The organism is Pinibacter aurantiacus, assembly GCF_019130065.1.
GTDB classification, from domain to species: domain Bacteria; phylum Bacteroidota; class Bacteroidia; order Chitinophagales; family Chitinophagaceae; genus Pinibacter; species Pinibacter aurantiacus.
Genome location: NZ_JAHSPG010000003.1, coordinates 331,541 through 346,599, shown reverse-complemented (window position 1 = coordinate 346,599; position 15,059 = coordinate 331,541). Strand labels below are relative to the sequence as shown.

The window sequence follows — 15,059 nt, the reverse complement described above, 5'->3', positions numbered from 1 at the left end:
TCAACTCTCCATTCTCAACTCTCAACTAGCTTATGAATCCAACATCCCAAACCAAAGGCCTTTTCAATATTGTAGTCATTGTAGCCGCCCTCGGTTACTTCGTGGATATTTTTGACTTGTTACTGTTCGGAATGATACGGACAACAAGTTTGAAAGACATAGGAATTACTTCCAAAACAGATATTGAACGCTTCGGCCTCATGCTGGATAACTGGCAGATGATCGGTATGCTCATCGGTGGTATTTTCTGGGGCATCATGGGCGACAGAAAGGGAAGGTTGTCGGTGCTGTTCGGTTCCATTCTTACTTATTCAATTGCTAATATTTGTAATGGCTTTGTGCACGATGTACACGTGTATGCGATGCTGCGCTTTGCAGCAGGTTTTGGTCTTGCTGGCGAACTGGGCGCTGGCGTAACCATGGTGAACGAAGTGTTGGACAAAGAGAAACGCGGTCTCGGTACTGCATTGGTGGCGGGTACGGGCATATTGGGCGCCGTGATTGGCGGCTTTGTGGTAAAATGGGTGGGCGATTGGCGCACCTGCTATTTCATTGGCGGTGGCATGGGCATTTTCTTGTTGTTGCTTCGCATTGGTGTTTTCGAATCGGGCATGTATGAAGCAGTTAAAAAATCTGACGTAAAAAAAGGAAGCATTCGTTTGATCTTTCAGAAGAAAGAGCGGTGGCAAAAATACATCGCTGTTATTTTGATCGCCATTCCTATCTGGTATATCGTTCAGTTATATGCGAAATATTCCCCTGAGCTTGCCGATGCGCTCGGGCTGCAGTTTTCAGATGCTGAAAGAAAAACTGTTCCGATCAACGCCATCATGCTTACATATCTTGGTCTGACCTTAGGAGACTTCGCATGCGGCCTCATTTCTCAACAATTAAAGAGCAGGAAGAAAGCCATTCTCGGATTTATGATTGGCTCCATCACTTTTATCATATTGTTCTTTTTATTGGCTCCCATAAGTCATTACTTTTTTTATACCGGCATTTTCATTTTAGGTTTTACAGGCGGTTACTGGGCCGTTTTCATGAGCACGGCAGCGGAAAGTTTTGGAACAAATATCCGCTCGACAGTTACCAATACAGCGCCCAACTTTGTAAGGGGGGCTGTAGTGCTGATCAACCTGATGTACGAATTCTTCAAGTATTCAATGAACTTCAACTCTAAGTATGCAAATATTTTTGTAGGAATAATCGTCTTTGCCGGCGCCCTCTGGGCCTGGACAAAGCTGGAGGAGACGTTTGGCAAGGATTTGAATTACGTGGAGCAATAGTTGAGATTTGAGAGTTGAGAATGGAGAATGGAGAGTTGAGAGTTGGTGCACCGCCATTTTAAAGGCCAAGGTCGAAACAGTTTCATTTTCAACTTTCAATTAACTCTCCACTCTCCATTCTCAACTCTCAACTAATTGCCTATTTTCGGCCCATGAAATTCCTAGTGATCCGCTTTTCTTCCATTGGTGATATTGTTTTGGCATCTCCGGTTTTGCGCTGCCTGAAAAAACAGGTCGCTACTGCGGAGGTACATTTTCTCACAAAAAAGTCTTTCAAAGCGGTAACAGAAGCCAATCCCTATGTCGACAAATTCTTCTATTTCGATAAGGACCTTGGTGAAGTAATCGAACAATTAAAAAAGGAAGATTACGATTATGTAATCGACTTGCACAAAAATTTCCGCTCTGGAAAAATAAAAAGAGCATTAGGTAAAAAAGCTTACACAATCGATAAACTCGACTGGCAGAAGTTTTTATTGACAAAACTGCACATCGATAAAATGCCCAAACGGCACATTACACAGCGAAGTTTGGATACCGTTGCAGCATTTGGTGTAAAGGACGACGGACTCGGTCTTGACTATTTTATTCCACAAAAAGATCATATTGATATCAGCAGGGATTTGCCAGCTTCGCACCATGCGGGTTATATAGCCATTGTGATAGGAGCTTCTTATTACACAAAAAAACTGCCCGTTCACAAGTTGAGGGCGTTGTGTGCACAGATCAATCACCCGATTATACTGGTGGGCGGAAAAGAAGATGTGAAAGAGGGCGAAGCCATTGCTGAAGAAGACAATGTGAAAATTTACAACGCCTGCGGCAAATTCAATCTCAATGAATCTGCAGATATCGTAAGATGCGCAAAGCTTGTGATATCGCATGATACCGGACTTCAATACGTTGCCAGCGCCTACAAAAAGCCAACGATCGCTCTTTGGGGAGGCACCTCGCCAAAGCTGGACGTAGAGCCATACTACGGAACAAATTACATGGCCAGTCAAAAAAAATCACCGTATGTAAACATGCTTGTGCCAAACTTGCCTTGCCAGCCGTGCAGCAAATACGGTACAAAAAAATGTCCGCGTGGCCATTTCAAATGCATGGAGCAGCAGGATGTTTATAAGATTATTGACGAAGTGAGGGGTTATTTGAATAACTGAATAACTGAATAACTGAGTAACTGCACGGTTGAATCGTTAATTTATTGAATACCTGAATTTTTTAACGCAAGGTCGCTTCTCAACTTCAGTTATTCAGTTACTCAGTTATTCAATTATTTCACATGCACTCCCTTCCACTCTCCGTCCTTTTCAAAAAAGTTGAAACCCGTTATGCCGTCATAACAGCCGAACTGGCCGGTCCATTGATCGTTTAAATTGTAGAAATTATACGTCCCTTTCCCACTTTTTACAAAGTACCCGAGCCATTTGTAAGCTGTGTCAAAATACAAGATCACGTTCTGGCTCGCAGAAGATATGTAACCGATCAGCTCATCATCCTTATCAAAAACGTATAAGCCCTCCCAAACCGGGTTTTGGGGGTGAAGCTCATTGTGATACATAGGATTAAGCATCCTGTTCTTATTAGGATTCAAATCATTAATGAGAATTGGATTGATGGTTGCGGTCGTATCGGGATTGATGGTTGGATTGCGTTCAGGATTAATGTTCCAGTTCACCTTGGGATTGATCGCGGCGTTTTTTTCAGGATTTATACTCTTGTTGGTAGTTGGACTGAGGTTAGGATCCACCTTGGGATTGTGTTTGGGGGGAATAGTTTGAGAAAAGCAAATCGCAGGAAAGAAAAAGGCTATTAGTATTTTAATGGATAAAATTTTAATCATAAAAGGGTCGATTTTATCAGGCCAAAAAATCACGTGCGGATCGATCCATGATCTTTAACCTTTGATCAATCAATTTGTTCATTTTATATACTGATGTGTCCACTTACAGTCCCTGTTAAAAAGATTATACCCGCCCTTATTGTCCGTACACAGGAATTTTCCGGTCCACAGGCCGGTGATGCTAAAATGATTGAAAAGCTTTTCCGAAGCCTTTACAAAATATCCATCCCATTCCATGTTGCTGTTGAAGCACAAGATAACTTCCTGCGATGCCCGCGATACATATCCCTTTAACTCGTTATGCTCATCAAAAATGTATTGGCCGTCCCATGAAAGATCGTCTGGCCAAAGGTTTTTGATGTACAGCGGATTGAGGACCTGATTTTGTTGCGGATTGCAAAGCAGGTTCATCAGCGGATTGATCTTTTCATTTTTAGAGGGGTTACATTCTACAGTCTCTACTGGATTAATGTTCCAGTTGGTAGCAGGGTTGATGAGAGAATTGCTATCCGGATTGATATCGCGGTTAAAAAATGGGCTCAGGTATAAATTAAGTGCAGGGTTGTGCTTTTTAAACAACTCGCTCTTTTGTGGGAAGATATTTAAGCAAATGCCCATAAACGTTATGCACAACAACCATTTCATAAACAAGCGGTTAAAATGTTTATGCCCAGGTACTATACACTAAGTTTTGCGGGATAATTGGAAAGGTTTTGAGGAACAGATTACTTATTCATAAATGTTTAGAATAATAAAACTGAGATAAATATAATAAAAAAAGGCGGTAAATAAGAATTTGCCGCCTTTTTGCAAGTCCCTCTCCTTTGGAGAGGGTTGGGTGAGGTATTCTACAAAGTTTTCAGAACGTCGTTCATGCTTCGTACTGCGTCCGCGCTTTTTTTGAAAAGCTCCTGTTCTTCAGCATTGAGATCAAAGTCGAGGATTTTTTCCCAACCCGATCTGCCGATTATAACGGGCACGCCTAAGCAAATATCTTTCTGGCCATATTCCCCGTTAAGGCTTACGCAGCAGGAGAATAATTTCTTTTCATCGTTAAGAATGCTTTTAACAAGCGCTGCACCGGCCGCACCGGGTGCGTACCATGCAGAAGTCCCGATCAATTTTGTAAGCGTAGCACCGCCCACCATTGTGTCGGCAATAATTTGTTTTTGCTGTTCAGAGCTTAAGAAGTTGGTAACAGGAATGCTGTTCCATGTTGCAAAGCGTATCAGCGGGATCATAGTGGTGTCGCCGTGTCCGCCTACTACCATTGCATTCAGATCTGCCGGGCTGGCTCCTAAATGCTGGCTGAGCTGATAACGGAAACGTGCACTGTCAAGCGCTCCACCCATACCAATGATCCTGTTTTTAGCCAATCCCGTAGATTGCAAAGCGAGGAAAGTCATTGTATCCATCGGGTTGCTGATGACAATGATAATGGTGTTTGGCGAGTATTTCAGGATGTTTTCGGCTACACCGCGAACAATTCCTGCATTTACTCCAATCAATTCTTCCCGCGTCATTCCCGGTTTTCTAGGTAGTCCTGAAGTAATCACCACCACATCACTGTTAGCGGTTTTGGAGTAATCATTTGTACTGCCGGTAATGCGGGTGTCAAATCCGAGCAAAGCGGCGGTTTGCATCATGTCCTGCGCCTTGCCTTCTGCAAGCCCTTCTTTAATGTCTAGTAAAACTAAGTCCTGGCAAACAGAGGCCCTTGCAATATTATCAGCGCATGTAGCGCCTACTGCACCAGCCCCAACAACTGTAACTTTCATGTAAAAGAATTTGCGGTGAAAAAATAATTTCAATCAAGAAACGTGAATGATTCCGATACCGTACAGACAAGGCAATGCCTTGTCTCTACTATCCACTAAACTTAGTAAATAATTGATTGGTTTATCATGATTTAGTCCAATTTATTATCGAAAGCCTTTAACAGCTTATCTACCTTGCGGTTGCCTTCAAAAGTAGTGATCAGGTTGCCTTTTTTATCATAAAGAGCGAGATAGGGCAGGTTTTGCATTCTGTAAAATGGAGGGAAAAAGAATTTGGTGTCCCTGCCAATTTTAATGTTTGGATATTTTGCCAGTTCGAATTTTTTGTAAAAATCAACCATTTCCTCATAGGGTTGGTAGGTCATCATTACTATTTCGATGTCCTTAAAACCATTCATGGCAGCTAAAATATCCTGCGTCTGATGCTGGCAATGCTCACACTCCGGACTAAAGTACATCAGCATTACTTTCTTATGTTTTGGAATGTCATCCCGGGTTACTTTGGCGCTGTCAATGCCGACCAGCGTAAAAGGAGGAATATTCGGAAATCGTTTGTAAGCCGGCAGGGAATCGGGTTGAGCGAACAGTTTTCCCATAAAAACGACCATCAACAACAAAAAGGATATTTTTTTCATGGTGGGTGCTATTGTGGTACAATGATAAGAATAACTGAGTAACTGAATAACTGAATGGCTGAATAATTGAGAATCAAATAACCGAATAATTGAATTATTGAATAATTGAAGAGACATGTGCCTGAAACTTCAGTTATTCAGTTACTCAGTTATTCAGTTTAATAAGCTATTTCACAAATCAATGATTCAATAATTCAATTACTCAATCATTGGATAAATTGCCTTAGATTTGCCGCTCTGAACCCTTTAGGGGCAAAAAACTTGTATAATTTTATTATTATTTATTTATGGCAAATACATCAGACATCAGTCGTGGCCTGATTATTAAATTAGACGGAAGCCTTTATTCCGTGGTGGAGTTTGGCGAAAACAAAACTGCAAGAGCTGCAGCTAAAGTTTGGGCTAAATTAAAAGGAGTGGATAACAACCGTTCCATCGAAAAAACATGGAACAGCGGTGATACCATCTATCCTGTGCGTGTAGAGAAAAAAGCTTTCCAGTTTTTATACAAGGACGATAGCGGCTACAACTTCATGGACAACGAAACTTTTGAGCAAATTGCGGTAGCAGAAACTATGGTAGATGCTCCTCAGTTCCTGAAAGACGGCCAGGAAGTAGCGGTAATGTTCAACACAGAAACCGAGCAGCCAATGAGCGTGGAGTTACCTGATAAAATCGTTTTGCAGGTTACTTACAGCGAACCAGGCGTAAAAGGCGATACTGCTACCCGTACGTTGAAACCTGCAACAGTAGAAACAGGTGCAACCGTAAACGTACCGTTATTTGTAAACGAAGGCGAATTGATTCGCGTCAATACAAAAACCGGCGAATACGTAGAAAGAGTAAAAGAATAACTAACATACCAAAAGGAAGTAAAAACCCGAATTTTCGGGTTTTTACTTTTTGTAAGGATTTTTATTAATTTCAAAAACTATTCTGTTGTATTGTAGTTAATACATTTCCTTATCTTAGCAGCCCATTTTTTAAACTGGAAAATTCTTCATCATGGATTTCAAACAAATACAAGAGTTGATTAGAATAATCAACCGGTCCAATATCGGTGAGTTAACGATTGAAGAGAAAGGCTTTAAAGTTACCATTAAGCAGAAACAAGACAACATTCAGCAAGTTGTTACTGCAGCCCCTCAAATGATCGCTGCTGCTCCTGCTGCTGCATTGCCTGCCGCTGCACCTGCTGCTGCTCCTGTCGCAGATAAAGCAAAACCTGCCGCAGAAACTACCGCAAGCAACCTCATTACCATAAAAAGTCCGATGATCGGAACTTTCTATCGCAGACCTTCTCCGGACAAACCAATTTTCGTAGAAGTTGGAGACGAAATCGCTCCTGGAAAAGTAGTTTGCATCATCGAAGCAATGAAACTTTTCAACGAAATTGAAAGTGAAGTAAAAGGTAAAATCGTAAAAGTATTGGTTGAAGACAGTACACCTGTTGAATATGATCAGCCTTTATTCTTAGTGGAACCTTAAGGTGTGGTGAGTTATAAGTTGTAAGTTGTAAGTTATAAGTGACAAGAGGAAACTCCCACAACTTGTTACTTACAACTTAATACTTAAAACTTAGAACATTCTTCCAACTTAAAATTCAAATTACTTAAATGTTCAAAAAAATATTAATAGCCAACCGTGGAGAAATTGCGCTGCGTGTAATCCGTACCTGTCGCGAGATGGGCATTAAAACGGTAGCAGTTTATTCTACGGCTGACAAGGACAGCTTGCACGTAAAATTTGCTGACGAAGCAGTTTGTATCGGCCGTCCTCAAAGCAGCGATTCTTACCTGAATATTCCTCATATCATGGCCGCTGCCGAAATTACCAACGCAGACGCCATCCATCCGGGCTACGGATTTTTGGCAGAAAATGCGAAGTTTTCGGAAATATGCGGTGAACACAATATTAAGTTCATTGGGCCAACTCCCGCAATGATCAATGCAATGGGTGACAAGATCACCGCAAAAGAAACAATGATCAAAGCTGGCGTTCCTGTTATTCCGGGAAGTGATGGTCTTTTGGAAAGCCTTGAACAGGCGTTGGACCTTGCAAAAAACACCGTTGGTTATCCGATCATCCTGAAGGCAACTGCAGGTGGCGGTGGTAAAGGTATGCGTGTGGTTTGGCACGAAGAAGAAATGGAACGTGCTTACAACACTGCAAAAGCTGAAGCCCTCGCATCTTTCAAAAATGATGGTATTTATATGGAGAAGTTCGTAGAAGAACCGCGCCATATCGAGATCCAGATTGCAGGCGACCAATATGGTAAAGTTTGCCATTTGAGTGAAAGAGATTGCTCTATTCAACGTCGTCACCAAAAACTGGTAGAAGAATCTCCTTCTCCGTTTATGACACCTGAGTTGAGACAAAAAATGGGAGAAGCTGCGATCAAAGCTGCTTCTGCTATCAATTATGAAAGCGTTGGAACAATCGAGTTCCTTGTAGATAAGCACCGCAATTTCTTCTTCATGGAAATGAACACTCGTATCCAGGTAGAGCATTGCGTTACCGAAGAAGTAGTAAATTTTGACTTGATCAAAGAACAAATCAAAATTGCTGCAGGCGAACCAATCAGCGGCAGAAACTACGAACCAGAAATGCATGCGATCGAGTGCCGTATCAACGCAGAAGATCCATACAATGATTTCCGCCCTTCACCAGGAAAGATCACTGTATTGCATCAGCCAGGCGGTCACGGTATCCGTATCGACAGCCACGTTTACACTGGTTATACCATTCCTCCATACTACGACTCCATGATTGCTAAGATCATAGCGGTTGCGCGTACTCGTGACGAAGCTATCGACACTATGCACCGTGCATTGAGCGAGTATGTGATCGAAGGTGTAAAAACTACCATTCCGTTCCATCTTCAACTGATGAAAGATGAACGCTTCAGGGCTGGTGACTTCAACACCAAATTCCTTGAAGGGTTTACGATGCACTAGAAGGAATTAGAAGTTAGGAATTAGAAGAGAAGGTGCAGCACTGTATATGTGCGATACCTGATTTTTTAGAAATAGATTTCAAGAAAAAAGCTCCGCAATTGCGGAGCTTTTTGTTTTAAATACTATACCCCGAAATGAAAGACGTTTTATCGTGAGACGCGAAAAGTGAATCGTGAACAGGACGTCTTGAACATTCATTCACTTCACTATTTACAGAAACTCAGTAGTACGGATACCTATTCACGATTCACGTTTGACGATTCACGACTAGCTATTCACACTGTTGTCAGTGGAGCCTGAAACCTCGCTTCTATGATGTCTGAAATGCTGATGAAGGTCCTTTCTAAACTCTGCCAACTTCGCTTTTTGATCATCATTCAAAATGCCTTTCACTTTATCCATTCTTTCCTTGCTAAGCGACTTGAACTGATCTTTACGTTGTTGATCGTTTAATGTTTTATCGTTCTTAAGCGCCATCATTTTGTCCTTATAATCCTTGTTGATGCTTTTCCACTGCGCCTGTTGATCTTGTGTTAGATTCAGTTCCTTAATGTGTTGCTTAGCATGGGAAACTTTTTGCTTTTTCATCTCCTTAAGCTTAGATTGTTGCTCAGGAGTGAGGATCGTGTTCATTTTATTTTGTTGCTCCTGATGCAAAGCTTTGTATTGCTGCTTGCGTTGATCTGCGGTCAGGCTACTGTCAGATTTAAGCGCGGCATATTTTTGTTTGTACTCAGCGTGCATACTCTTTATCTGCGACTGCTGTTCTTTGCTAAGATTTAATTCAGATTTAGCCTTGTCTCTTTTATGAGTTGTAGCAGTACTATCCTGCGCTGATGCGGCTACTGCAAAACCAATTGATAATGCGGCAATAGCGAATAACTTCTTCATATTTTTAAAATTTTTTTTTTAACCAATGTGTATCTAAGAAGCACATAGGAACAAAAAGTTTAATGGGACAAATGTTAAATAAATGGAAAGCGACGAGAAAGTTGTTAGCCGATAGTTGCTGGTTGTTAGAAAAGGCAGGTAAACTGAAGGTAGAAAAATGTCATTTTTGTAAACAAGTAAATCCCTTTGCCTCGGTGAAATAAAAACAATTGGGAGAGATTGCCGCTCATTTAGAATAACCCTATAATAATGAAAAAAATCACTCCCGGCATTTTATTTTTCTTATTGCTATTGTGCAGCTGTAATCAAATCAATAACAATACCAACGCCGAAAATAAAACAGATGCCCGTGCACCCGGAGAGATGCATTATGCTCCTGCACATACAAATATCGGCGCGGCTGGAAATCAAACTGTTCCCGACTTCAATGTCGCTCCTAAGTTTATTAACAAATATGTTCAGGCTATTGCAGGTCCGAATGGTGGACCGTCAAGCTGGGTGGAACACAGTTCACTATTGACAGAAAATTTTAAACACCATTATCGAAAATTTTCAAAATCTGGAGAGTCCCTCGACATCGATCCAATTTTAGATGCGAACTTTTTTCCGGGAAATGGATTCACAATATTAAAAGCTGACACGATTGATGGATATGTAACCCTTGCGGGCAAAGGCAAATGGAAGGATTATCAATTGGTATTGAAATTGGCACAGCAAGAAAATAACTGGCTGGTAGATGGTGCCGGTGCCATAAATATTCCGGAGGAGAAGCGTGCGAAAAGGTAGGGCAAATTGAAAATTGAAAGCTGAAAATTGAAAGTTGTTGGTTGTTAGGCTTTCTGCACAATCATTGTCTACTAACAACTATCTGCTAACAACTATAAACTCATTTTCAATTTTCAACTTTCAATTTTCAATTCATTACTGCTTCTTCGTAGCCAGCTGCACTTGCCCATAAGTAGGTATCTGCTGCATAATTTGCGCTCTTATTTGTGTAAGCAGATATACTTCTGACTGGTAGAACTCAAAGGCTGTTACAGCATTCGTAGCTTTTTTTATCTTCAGGTAGTATTCTTCCAATGTTTTTTCCTGATCCATTCTGTTGGCAAAATATTTTGTTGCAAGGGAATCGGCGGTAGCTGCACTCATGCCGCCATATGATTGTACCGTTTGTTCGTACAGCTTGATTCTTGCTTTACCCGTAGTAACATTTTTCTTTGCATACTCATCATAGATTTTCCAAAATGCAACAGAATCTTTTGGCGCAACAGCTACCATTTTGCTGATGGCTTCTTTCTTTTGCACACCTAATAAATTGGCCATTGCTTCGGCCTCAGCATCAGATGTTTGAGCGTATAAACTACTGGTGATATAGAGACTGAAAATGGCGAGTAGTAGGACTTTCATAAATTTTATTTTCAGAAAGAAACTCAATAAATATGTAAGAAGAAAGATGCGGGAGTGTTTTACAGTTAAATCGAGGAAGCGAGGAGATAAAGAAGTATATTCTAATTGAAAATTGAAAGTTGAAAATTGAAAATAGTGTAGGGGCGAATCGCATTCGCCCTGTTGCACCAACGCACTGTTGTGCAAAATCACCGGCGTCATTGCGAGCCCTGCGGAGAATGCAGTATAAATTTTTGAGAACAATGTGCGACGTTTTTGAAAATGGGCGAAGCAATCTCAAGGAGCATGGTGCAGATTGCTTCGCCCCATAGCTTGACACAGCACCTTTGCGTATGAATGCAAGCAGCACGTTTCACCGGGGCTCGCAATGACGGTGCGGTGAGGTTTTGTTTTATTCGGCACTCAATAATTCAATGATTCAATCACCACCAACTTCACAATCTCTTCAAGATATTTCTGATCTGTTTCGTCAAATTCATTCAGTTCTGCGCTGTCAACATCCAATACCCCAACCACTTCATCACCTTTAAACAGAGGCACCACTATTTCTGACTTGGATAAACTGCTGCAGGCTATGTGGCCGGGAAATTTTTCAACGTCAGATACGATCAATGTTCTTGCTTCCGCCCAGCTCGTGCCACATACGCCACGGCCTTTTGCAATGCGCGTACATGCAACAGGGCCCTGAAATGGCCCAAGAACCAATTCACCTTTTTTAACCAGATAAAAACCTATCCATAACCAGTTGAATTGTTCCTTCAATGCGCCGGTAACGTTGGCAAGGTTGGCGATCAGGTCTTCTTCACCTTCCAGCAGCCCTTTTATTTGAGGAATAAGCGTTTCGTATTGTTCAGTCTTTGAACCTTTTATTATCGTTAAATCTTCTGCCATAAAAAAAGAAACAACCAATTTGAAGATTGTTTCTTTTGCAAAATTAGGAGGAAGTTATGAGTTATGAGTCGGATGTCTAAAATCAAAGGTGCTGTGTATTGCCGACCCAATATTGTCGACTATTCAAACTTTCAACCAAAACTCAGAACTCAATACTTTATTTCTTCGGGAAATCCGAATCTACACCATTTTCAAATACAGCTCGATACAGGAAGCCGGCGATCAATGCGCCAATGATCGGCGCCACCCAGAACAACCACAATTGACTAACTGCCCAACCACCTGCAAAAATTGCCTGGCTGGTACTGCGTGCAGGGTTAACAGACGTATTGGTAACCGGAATACTGATAAGGTGGATCAGCGTTAATCCCAGGCCAATGGCAATGCCGGCAAAGCCTTTTGGCGCTCTTTCGTCTGTTGCTCCCAAAATGATGATCAGGAACAAACAGGTCATCACCACTTCGCAGGTAAATGCAGCTGCAACAGAATAGTGCCCCGGCGAGCCCGGCGTGTCACCGTAGCCGTTAGCCGCAAAACCTCCGGCAGTAGAAAAACCATCGTGGCCGCTGGCAATAATGTATAATACGCCTGCCGCAGAAATAGCACCCAGCACTTGTGCAATGATGTAAGGGATAAGTTCGCCCGCGCCAAAACGTCCACCTGCCCACAAACCTATGGAGACAGCGGGATTGAGGTGTGCGCCGGAAATGTGACCAAGCGAATAGGCGATGGTCAATACGGTTAAGCCAAAAGCAATAGCAACGCCAACGAATCCAATACCAAGGTCAGGGAAGGCGGCAGCAAGTACAGCGCTTCCGCAACCGCCCAGCACCAGCCAGAATGTGCCGATAAATTCAGCAACCAGTTTTTTTGTCATACAATAAATTTTAGTTTGATAGGAACAGTTTATCGCTGATCAAACGGATTATTACCCACAGATCAGGTAAACTATAAGTTGATATTTTAAAGAGTATGGTTGCAACAACATTTAACAGAGTGCGGATATAATTATTTGACTAATAAAACATAACAGCCAGTATCGTCAATAAATGCGTTGCCAAATTTGAATTATGATATACAATCAATAATTATTAAATGTTTACATTTAGCCAAAGACTAATTTTTTACAACACCACTAGTACTCAATTTGCAATAGCGTGATATCTACCTTGACAAACGACAAAAACCATGATCAAACCAAACATACCAGTCCGTGCTTTACTTGCATTTATTCTTACTGTTCTATCTGGTGCATTGTTCAGCCAGGAAAAAATCGATCTTGTCAAGTACAACAAAAAAAACGGCGCAGAGGTTGAAGTCCGGGATAAAATAATCAACATTTCATGGCCAGTGCGAAATAACGGAAAGGGACGGGTAAAAATAGATCTGCAGGATGGTCATCCCTTATTTGCGAGCTTGCAGTTGTGCAAAAACGGTAAATGCCATACGATAGCGAAAGACCTCGATCCCGCTTTTGTTATAACTATTGGCAAAAGAGATTTGATATCTCAAAACGGATGGAACATTTTTTTCGACAAAGTACCTTCAAAACCTTTCGAAGCATTTAACGTGCAGTTGGAAAAATCTTCAGCGCAAGTTGTATCGGAAGGCTCCCGAACAAAAGTCATCGTGAGTAAAGTAACGGCTTCTTCATTTTCCGGCGATCTTGAAATTACATTTTACAATGGCAGTCCACTGATAAACATTGCCGCTGTAATGTCGACAGGTGTTGATTCCACCGCTATTGTTTATGATGCGGGGCTTGTTGGTAAAAACAATGCGTGGAAGAAAATTGCCTGGGCAAGCGTTGACGATCAATTGCAGAACACGTCAATGAATATGATGGATACAAGTAACAACCTCGCAGTTAAATATAGAACGATCATTGGCGAAAATGCGGAAGGAAGTCTTGCTTTGTTTCCGGCACCGCACCAATATTTTTATCCGCTGGATGAATGCTTTAACCTGAAGTTTGTGTGGTACGGAACTGATTACAGGAGAATGATTAAAGGTTATGGAATCGGCATTCGCCAGGATTTGTACGGCGATCACAGATTCGTTCCCTGGTTCAACGCACCGCCACACACAAGGCAACGATTGAATTTCTTTTGCCTGCTTGCAAGCAACACGAAAGATGCTTTGGCCAACGTAAAACAGTTTACCCACAATGATACCTATGCGCCATTGAAAGGATATAAAACGATGACGAGCCACTACCACATTGAGCATGTCACAAAAATGCTGGAGGCGCAAAAGAAGAACATCGCATTGCCGGACACACCGTCTTTCGTAAACGTATTTAAACGCACCGGCATCAACATTGTGCATCTCGCGGAATTTCACGGAGTAGGGCATCCCACTGGGCCAGATGATGTGAGGTTGAGGGAGTTGAAAACCTTGTTTGACATGTGCAAGCGCTTATCACAAAACAATTTCCTGCTATTGCCCGGAGAAGAACCGAATAATTTTTTCGGCGGACACTGGTTGGATTTTTTTCCAAAACCTGTTTATTGGATTATGTCCAGGAAAGCGGGTGCACCATTTGTAACACAGGACTCTACTTACGGAAAGGTCTACAGAATTGGAGATAAGCAGGACATGCTGAATCTTTTGAAAGCAGAGAACGGCCTTGCATGGACGGCACACGCAAGAACAAAAGGCTCAACAGGTTTTCCGGATGCATATAAGAATGAAGCATTCTTTACCTCACCGCAATTTTTTGGTGCATCATGGAAAGCACTGCCGGCCGACCTTTCACAACCACGCTTAGGCAAACGTGCACTAGATCTGTTGGACGATATGGCCAATTGGGGATTGAAAAAAAGCATCGTTGGAGAAGCGGACCTTTTTACCATAGAACCTGAACATGAGCTGTACGGTCACTTAAACATCAACTATTTGCAAATGGATAAAATGCCTGCTTACAACCAAAGCTGGCAGCCGATCCTGGACGTAATGAGCAGCGGAAAATTCTTTGTGACAACGGGAGAAGTGTTGATGCCTTCTTTTACAATCAATAGTAAGGGCAGTGGCGATACAGCAACGCTAAACGCAGATGGTAAAGCCACCATAAAAACAAGCCTTAGCTGGACCTTTCCACTCAACTTCATCGAAGTCGTTTCCGGTGACGGTAAAAACGTGTATCGCGAAAAATTCGATCAGTTTGAAACCACTACTTTCGGCAACAAAACCTTTTTGCTAAACCTCAATCTTAAAGGTAGAAAATGGGCGAGAATTGAAGCCTGGGATATAGCAGCCAATGGAGTTTTTTCGCAGATTGTATGGTTGAAAGGGAATTGAAAATTGAAAGTTGAAAATTGAAAATGAGGGGCAGCAGCGGCAACCGGTTAAACACTCTTGGCGCTAGC

15 protein-coding genes are annotated in these 15,059 nt (G+C 41.9%); 7 read left to right on the top strand and 8 right to left on the bottom strand.

The genetic code is table 11. From position 1 onward, the window contains the following. Positions 1-32 precede the first annotated feature (32 nt). Both KTO63_RS07280 and KTO63_RS07275 read left to right on the top strand, forming a co-directional pair. On the top strand, positions 33-1,286 hold the full coding sequence (locus tag KTO63_RS07280) for an MFS transporter (RefSeq protein WP_217790571.1): 1,254 nt from the start codon (positions 33-35) through the stop codon (positions 1,284-1,286). Positions 1,287-1,438: 152 nt separating this feature from the next. Next, positions 1,439-2,449, top strand: coding sequence for a glycosyltransferase family 9 protein (locus tag KTO63_RS07275; protein ID WP_217790570.1), 1,011 nt, complete (start codon positions 1,439-1,441; stop codon positions 2,447-2,449). 113 nt (positions 2,450-2,562) lie between these two features. On the opposite strand, the gene KTO63_RS07270 is transcribed toward KTO63_RS07275, so the two are convergent. From KTO63_RS07270 to KTO63_RS07255, 4 genes are all read right to left on the bottom strand, one after another. Next, positions 2,563-3,132 carry a hypothetical protein gene (locus KTO63_RS07270; protein ID WP_217790569.1) on the bottom strand — a complete coding sequence of 190 codons (570 nt, stop codon included), beginning with the start codon at positions 3,130-3,132 and terminating at the stop codon, positions 2,563-2,565. Between the two features lie 78 nt (positions 3,133-3,210). Then, entirely contained in the window at positions 3,211-3,777 is a 567-nt protein-coding gene (locus tag KTO63_RS07265; RefSeq protein WP_217790568.1) for a hypothetical protein, read from the bottom strand. A gap of 203 nt (positions 3,778-3,980) precedes the next feature. Further along, on the bottom strand, positions 3,981-4,910 hold the full coding sequence (gene mdh / locus KTO63_RS07260) for a malate dehydrogenase (protein ID WP_217790567.1): 930 nt from the start codon (positions 4,908-4,910) through the stop codon (positions 3,981-3,983). Positions 4,911-5,041: 131 nt separating this feature from the next. Next, entirely contained in the window at positions 5,042-5,545 is a 504-nt protein-coding gene (locus KTO63_RS07255) for a TlpA family protein disulfide reductase (RefSeq protein WP_217790566.1), read from the bottom strand. Positions 5,546-5,832: 287 nt separating this feature from the next. Between KTO63_RS07255 and efp the strand changes: the two genes are divergently transcribed. From efp to accC, 3 genes are all read left to right on the top strand, one after another. Then, positions 5,833-6,399 carry an elongation factor P gene (efp, locus tag KTO63_RS07250; protein ID WP_217790565.1) on the top strand — a complete coding sequence of 189 codons (567 nt, stop codon included), beginning with the start codon at positions 5,833-5,835 and terminating at the stop codon, positions 6,397-6,399. Positions 6,400-6,550: 151 nt separating this feature from the next. Continuing rightward, on the top strand, positions 6,551-7,033 hold the full coding sequence (gene accB / locus KTO63_RS07245) for an acetyl-CoA carboxylase biotin carboxyl carrier protein (protein WP_217790564.1): 483 nt from the start codon (positions 6,551-6,553) through the stop codon (positions 7,031-7,033). 128 nt (positions 7,034-7,161) lie between these two features. Then, complete coding sequence (accC, locus tag KTO63_RS07240) at positions 7,162-8,502, top strand: acetyl-CoA carboxylase biotin carboxylase subunit (RefSeq protein ID WP_217790563.1); 1,341 nt, start codon at positions 7,162-7,164, stop codon at positions 8,500-8,502. Positions 8,503-8,769: 267 nt separating this feature from the next. On the opposite strand, the gene KTO63_RS07235 is transcribed toward accC, so the two are convergent. After that, positions 8,770-9,393 carry a hypothetical protein gene (locus KTO63_RS07235; RefSeq protein WP_217790562.1) on the bottom strand — a complete coding sequence of 208 codons (624 nt, stop codon included), beginning with the start codon at positions 9,391-9,393 and terminating at the stop codon, positions 8,770-8,772. A gap of 249 nt (positions 9,394-9,642) precedes the next feature. Between KTO63_RS07235 and KTO63_RS07230 the strand changes: the two genes are divergently transcribed. Further along, a complete protein-coding gene (locus KTO63_RS07230) occupies positions 9,643-10,179 on the top strand; it encodes a hypothetical protein (RefSeq protein ID WP_217790561.1) in 537 nt (178 codons plus the stop codon). Positions 10,180-10,314: 135 nt separating this feature from the next. On the opposite strand, the gene KTO63_RS07225 is transcribed toward KTO63_RS07230, so the two are convergent. From KTO63_RS07225 to aqpZ, 3 genes are all read right to left on the bottom strand, one after another. After that, complete coding sequence (locus KTO63_RS07225; RefSeq protein ID WP_217790560.1) at positions 10,315-10,800, bottom strand: hypothetical protein; 486 nt, start codon at positions 10,798-10,800, stop codon at positions 10,315-10,317. 402 nt (positions 10,801-11,202) lie between these two features. Further along, a complete protein-coding gene (locus KTO63_RS07220) occupies positions 11,203-11,691 on the bottom strand; it encodes a GAF domain-containing protein (RefSeq protein ID WP_217790559.1) in 489 nt (162 codons plus the stop codon). A gap of 157 nt (positions 11,692-11,848) precedes the next feature. After that, positions 11,849-12,568, bottom strand: a complete 720-nt coding sequence (gene aqpZ, locus KTO63_RS07215) for an aquaporin Z (RefSeq protein WP_217790558.1) — start codon at positions 12,566-12,568, stop codon at positions 11,849-11,851. A gap of 311 nt (positions 12,569-12,879) precedes the next feature. On the opposite strand from aqpZ, the gene KTO63_RS07210 reads away from it, so the two are divergent. Further along, positions 12,880-14,991, top strand: coding sequence for a CehA/McbA family metallohydrolase domain-containing protein (locus tag KTO63_RS07210; RefSeq protein ID WP_217790557.1), 2,112 nt, complete (start codon positions 12,880-12,882; stop codon positions 14,989-14,991). Positions 14,992-15,059 lie beyond the last annotated feature (68 nt).